This window comes from Proteus sp. PR00208 (assembly GCF_016238545.1).
GTDB lineage: Bacteria > Pseudomonadota > Gammaproteobacteria > Enterobacterales > Enterobacteriaceae > Proteus.
The window spans coordinates 1-5,653 of the sequence record NZ_JAEHQE010000039.1 but is presented as its reverse complement, the minus strand read 5'-3'; the positions used below and the strand labels follow the sequence as shown (position 1 = coordinate 5,653).

General features: G+C 35.7%; 6 protein-coding genes. 2 read left to right on the top strand and 4 right to left on the bottom strand.

The window, feature by feature from the left end:
• Positions 1-204: 204 nt before the first annotated feature.
• The 3 genes from JEP36_RS17410 to pabB all read right to left on the bottom strand — a co-directional run bounded on the left by JEP36_RS17410 (position 205) and on the right by pabB (position 3,686).
• Positions 205-1,566: an L-serine ammonia-lyase gene (locus JEP36_RS17410; RefSeq protein WP_160230451.1), complete on the bottom strand. Its 1,362-nt coding sequence runs from the start codon at positions 1,564-1,566 to the stop codon at positions 205-207.
• A 184-nt stretch (positions 1,567-1,750) separates the two neighbouring features.
• Positions 1,751-2,314 carry a CoA pyrophosphatase gene (locus JEP36_RS17405; RefSeq protein ID WP_109374206.1) on the bottom strand — a complete coding sequence of 188 codons (564 nt, stop codon included), beginning with the start codon at positions 2,312-2,314 and terminating at the stop codon, positions 1,751-1,753.
• Complete coding sequence (gene pabB / locus JEP36_RS17400) at positions 2,301-3,686, bottom strand: aminodeoxychorismate synthase component 1 (RefSeq protein WP_198621012.1); 1,386 nt, start codon at positions 3,684-3,686, stop codon at positions 2,301-2,303. The genes JEP36_RS17405 and pabB overlap by 14 nt, the downstream gene beginning before the upstream one ends.
• 112 nt (positions 3,687-3,798) lie before the next feature.
• On the opposite strand from pabB, the gene JEP36_RS17395 reads away from it, so the two are divergent.
• Both JEP36_RS17395 and yebF read left to right on the top strand, forming a co-directional pair.
• Positions 3,799-3,981, top strand: coding sequence for a YoaH family protein (locus JEP36_RS17395; RefSeq protein WP_109374208.1), 183 nt, complete (start codon positions 3,799-3,801; stop codon positions 3,979-3,981).
• A gap of 96 nt (positions 3,982-4,077) precedes the next feature.
• Positions 4,078-4,467, top strand: coding sequence for a protein YebF (gene yebF / locus JEP36_RS17390; protein ID WP_198621013.1), 390 nt, complete (start codon positions 4,078-4,080; stop codon positions 4,465-4,467).
• 104 nt (positions 4,468-4,571) lie between these two features.
• Here the strand turns inward: yebF and JEP36_RS17385 are convergent, their stop codons facing one another.
• Positions 4,572-4,805 carry a DNA polymerase III subunit theta gene (locus JEP36_RS17385; RefSeq protein ID WP_100160381.1) on the bottom strand — a complete coding sequence of 78 codons (234 nt, stop codon included), beginning with the start codon at positions 4,803-4,805 and terminating at the stop codon, positions 4,572-4,574.
• Positions 4,806-5,653: the final 848 nt, after the last annotated feature.

Below are 5,653 nucleotides of genomic sequence, written 5' to 3'. Positions count from 1 at the left end.
TATTTAATAAGTATATTTAGTGCTGGAATTTAATATATAAAAATAAAAAGTTTTAAATTATAAAAAGATAGATTGCTTAATTTCAAATGTATATTTAATAATTATTTTCTTTAGTTATCTAAGGGTTAAGCGATGATTAAAAATAAAGTAGCTGAAATAAAAAAGCCATTCAAAATGAATGGCTTTTCGTCTAAATAGTATTAATTAGTCACACTGTACTTTGATTGCAAGACCACCGCGCGATGTTTCGCGGTATTTAGCATTCATGTCTTTACCCGTTTCATACATAGTTTCAATGACTTTATCGAGAGAAACACGAGGTTCACTGGTACGACGAATTGCCATACGCGCGGCATTAACGGCTTTAACAGAAGCAATGGCATTACGTTCAATACAAGGAACTTGAACTTGGCCTGCAACAGGGTCACAAGTTAAACCAAGGTTGTGTTCCATACCGATTTCAGCAGCGATACAGACTTGTTCTGGACTTCCGCCTAATAATTCAGCAAGACCCGCAGCTGCCATTGAACAAGCTACGCCAACTTCGCCTTGGCAACCTACTTCTGCACCAGAAATAGAAGCATTCATTTTGTAAAGAATACCAATTGCGCCAGATGCTAAGAAATAGCGTAAGTAGATTTCTTGTGTAACAGGTTCGATGCAACGATCGTAGTAAGCCAATACAGCAGGAACGATACCACATGCGCCATTTGTTGGTGCTGTTACAACGCGTCCACCTGCTGCGTTTTCTTCATTAACCGCCAGTGCAAACATATTGATCAGATCAACGACTTTCATTGGATCGTTTGACAGGCTGTTGCTTGATGTCAATAAGCGATTTAATGCAGCAGCACGACGAGGTACACGTAATGGCCCTGGTAATACGCCTTCTGTATTTAAACCGTGTTCAATACACTCTTGCATTGTTTTATAAACATCAGCGAAATAAGCATTAATTTCAGCTTGAGTATGCAGATCCAGCTCATTTTTCATCATTAAGCTGGAAATGGATAAACCCGTTTCTTTACAGTGTTTTAATAGCTCTTCTGCGCTAGCATAAGGGTATGAAACAGGCTTGCTGTTTAATGTTGATTTACCGAAGTTTTCTTCATCAACGATAAAACCACCACCAATAGAGTAGTACGTTTTTCTATAGACTTCTTTGTCGCCAGCAAAAGCATGGATTGTCATACCATTTTCATGTAATGACAGGTTGTCATTGCTAAAATGCATACTTTCTGCTGGGAAATCGACCACTTTTAAGCCGTTTGCTAATGATAGCTTGCCAGTTTCTTCAACTTCACGAATAAAACCGGGAATGCTGTCAATATCGACAGTAGCTGGTGCATTACCTGCTAACCCCATAATAATTGCGATATCAGTATGGTGACCTTTGCCTGTCAAAGACAAGGAGCCGTAAACATCAACAGCTACGCGAGTGACAGACGCAATCAATTCCTGGCTGACTAAATCATCGACAAATTCTTTACCCGCTTTCATTGGCCCTACGGTGTGAGAGCTAGATGGTCCGATGCCCACTTTAAACATGTCGAAAACGCTAATCACGTCAGACTCCTTAATAATAAGAGAGAGGGTTAAAAAGAATGAAATATAGTTATTTATAGTAAAGGGATCGTTTTTACGATTATATCGTCCCGTTAATGATGTAGTTTACAACATTTTTTTAAAATAGCTAAGTAGAGTTGTGAAGGCGATGATAAAAAGCACAAGCTGAATATAAAATAGCGTGTTAAGTAATATGTAAAGCGAGTCTATGTAAAATAGCGGCGGTTAATCCCCAGACGAGATGTCCATTATAGGGATAAAAGTAGATACGATGATTTTCACCAGCACGATGAAAATCTAGTGGTTGATAATGTTGGGCATTAAGTACATGGCTTAGTGGCATTTCAAAGATAGAGGCGACTTCAGCAGGGTTATGGCGTAAAGGTAAACCCGCAGGAATAACACCCACAATGGGGGTAACTAAATATCCGCTAGAACTTTGCAAAGGGGCTAATTGACCAATAACGGATACGGCATGGGGTGGAATAGCCACTTCTTCATGCGCCTCCCTTAGAGCTGTTGCAATAAGGTTGCTATCTTCAGGATCGCGTTTACCGCCGGGTAAAGCGACTTGCCCTGCATGAGAGCGTAACGTTGATGCACGCTCAGTTAATAATAATGTTGGGTTAGGTTTATTGATAATCGGCAGCAAGACGGCTGCCGATTTTTGGGCATGAAGAGGCTGATTTACCTTGTCATCAGGTAATGTGAGTTGAAAACGATTGATAAAAGTATCAATGGGTGTCATCGATAGTAGACTCACTTAAAACAGTTAATATTTGCCCAAGTTTATCGAATGTTTCTTGGTACTCTTTTTCAGCAACGCTATCAGCAACAATACCACCGCCTGCCCAACAGTAAATTTTATTTTTTTCAGTTAATAAAGTGCGAATGCTGATATTGGTGTCCATTGTGCCACAAAAACTGATATAACCAATTGCACCACAATATCCATGGCGACGATGTGGCTCTAATTCTTCAATGATCTCCATAGCTCTGATCTTCGGCGCTCCGGTAATTGAACCACCAGGGAAAGCTGCTCTTAATAGATCCGTTGCTTTTAAATGCTCAGGAAGTGCTGCGGTGATGGTACTGACTAAATGGTGTACTGCAGGGAAACGCTCGACAACAAACAATTCAGGAACCTTAACAGAACCTGTTACTGCAACTTTGCCAATATCATTACGCATCAAATCTACAATCATTAAGTTTTCAGCGCGATCTTTACGTGAATTTGCTAATAATTGAGCTTGTTCATCATCTTCTTTTGGCGATGCTTTACGAGGTAGTGTGCCTTTTATAGGACGTGTTTCAATTTTATTATCAACTAAATGAATAAAACGTTCAGGTGAAACACTAATCACAAAGTTATTTGGCAAACACATAAACGAAGAAAAAGGTGCCTTATTAGCTTGATTCAATGTTAAGAATGCGTTCCACTCACTGCCTGTATAGCTTGCACAAAAACGTTGAGCTAAATTAACTTGATAGCAGTCACCCGAAAGTAAGTATTGATGAATTTTAGCAATTTTCTCGTTATATTCATCACTACTAATGTTTGATTGCCAATCTGTTGTTAAGGTGAATTGTGAATCAAGAGCTGTGGAAGTTTGGCTTTCTAACCACTGTAAGCGCTCATCAATATTGTGATAGCTAATTAAAGTGGCTTTTTTTAAGTCGTGATCGACAATAAGTGCCCAATCATAAATACCAATTGCCATATCTGCGAAACTAAGTTCATTTTTCGCTATTTCAGGTAGATTTTCAAAACGACGACCTAAGTCATAACTCCAGATACCTAAAGCGCCACCCAAAAAAGGCAATGAATCACTTTGTTCTGGGTGAAAATCGAATTGGTCCAACGCAGATTGAATGAGAGTGAAGGGATCTTTTTTGGAACGTTTGACCGTACCGTTTTTTTCTTTAATCGTTGTCGTTTGTTTGCGAGTTTCTAAAGTCACAGCAGGATCGGAGACAACAATATCAAAACGATTATGAGGATGTTCGGCAAAGCCAGAATGAAGTAAACTAGACCAAGGCAATGACGCAATAGGAGAAAATACCCGCAATGCTAGATCAGGGGTATAAGTTAGTTCGCGTTGTTGTAATTGCATATCCATCTTATGACCATGTAAACAAAGTGTGTTGTATTATTTGCACAATAAATTGTAATCAAAAAGATTACATTCATGTAAATACAAAATAGACGTTAATAAAGATAAGAGTAACATTATGTTTCTAGGAATGCCTACATTAACACATGAAGAGCAACAAAAAGCGGTAGAAAAAATCCAATCTCTTATGGCTGAGGGAATGAGCAGTGGAGAGGCTATCCAACTAGTAGCTCAAGAGTTAAGAGAGAAACACGCGACCCGTGAATCTGTTTCTATTGTATTTGATGATGAAAATGAATAAAACAATTTTTTAACAAATGTCACAATTGTGTTATTAACCATATGCTATGCTTAATGAAAACACATCCTGTTTTAAGGGATATTTTCGGGAGGTTATATGAAATTAAGCAAGCTTGTGAGTCAAACAGGGATACTTGGAGCAGGTCTTTTACTTGCCGTTTCTTTTGGAGCATTTGCAGAAAATATCGAAAATGTGAATAAAGATATTGTGCGCTCTGCACCATTTTCGAGTTGTGTTAATTTAGATAACAATCAACTTGTTACAAGAGTAAAAAATGATTATTTACAAAATCGTTTACCTCGCTGGCAAGATGATAAAAATGCATTAGGATCAAAACCTGTTGCAAGTATTAATGCTAATGAAGTTATCAAGATGGATAATAACTATCAGATGGTATTGAATGTAAGAGGGGCGAGAACAGATCTTCGTTACAATGTTCAAGTCAATTGTGATGACAATACTATTACTTATGTTTCCCCTAAATAATAGATAGGTGATAGTGAGTTGTAGTTAATCGATTGAAAGAAAAAGAGATAAACCAAGGTTTATCTCTTTTTTTTACCATTATCAAAATAACGGAGAGTGTTTGACTATTTTTTTACCGGTGGGTCATAAGGTAAACGAGAATAGTGTTGGCTTCTTGCACGATAAAATACCAGCCTTTCTTGAAAGAAGGCTTGAAAAGCTTGAGGCTGTTCTCTTAAAACAGCATCTGCTACAACGGGCATGTTATAGCGCTCTTTAAAAGCAACGCCTGAAGCGGCTAAGCTTATATTTAGCTTATCTTTTTCTTCTTGTGTTAATTCTGAAAGGTTATAACTCATTATCTTTCCCTCTATAACAATATAAGTAAGGTAAAAGAGCGTGCTTATTAATGCAAGTAAATAAAGATATTAGTCATTAATGTGTAGTAAAAATGATGTGCTTTATTTGGGTCGATTTTTAATCAAGGTTATTAAATATAACAATAAAAGTCTATCCTTCTTGAATTGTTATACCACTTTATGAGTAATTCAAATAAGGCTAATGATAAAATGAGCATTTTTAATCCTTATTAAATAGATTTTAAAATAGAGAAAAAAGCAGTTTATCTCTGAAAAGAGTAAATAATATGAATGTTTGATTTGATTTAGATCAATGAAAAGAGTGATGGATTTTGCATTAAAAATAGGTAAATAATGTTAATTTATTAATGAGATATTTCATGTGTTTTTATTTTGTATTATTTGACAATGAGTTATGATAAGGCACTGAAATATTGAGATAAAAAAATGCCCTGTTGGGGAAACAGGGCGAAAATTAATACAACACCAGGGAAAAACATAGTATAAATAAAATTAACCAAATGGTTAATAGGTAAACTTACGTGATTCTACATTTTTTTATTAATATTAAATAAAGGTTATTAAACTTTAATTAATGTTCAAAAAAGAATAAGGTTATTAATGAATAGCTAGTGAATAAAAAAGAGAAGAGAAAGCAATCAACAGTATTCATTAAAAATGAAAGATAACAAACCATGCTAGAATTAATGCATTAGGAAAGTATGATAAAATAAAGATGTAAAGTTTATTTTTATCTTATTTTAATATATTATTAATATTAAAGCATTTTATTGACATGACAATATAAAATATTTATTGTTAATTGTTATAAAAATCTTTATTTCTTA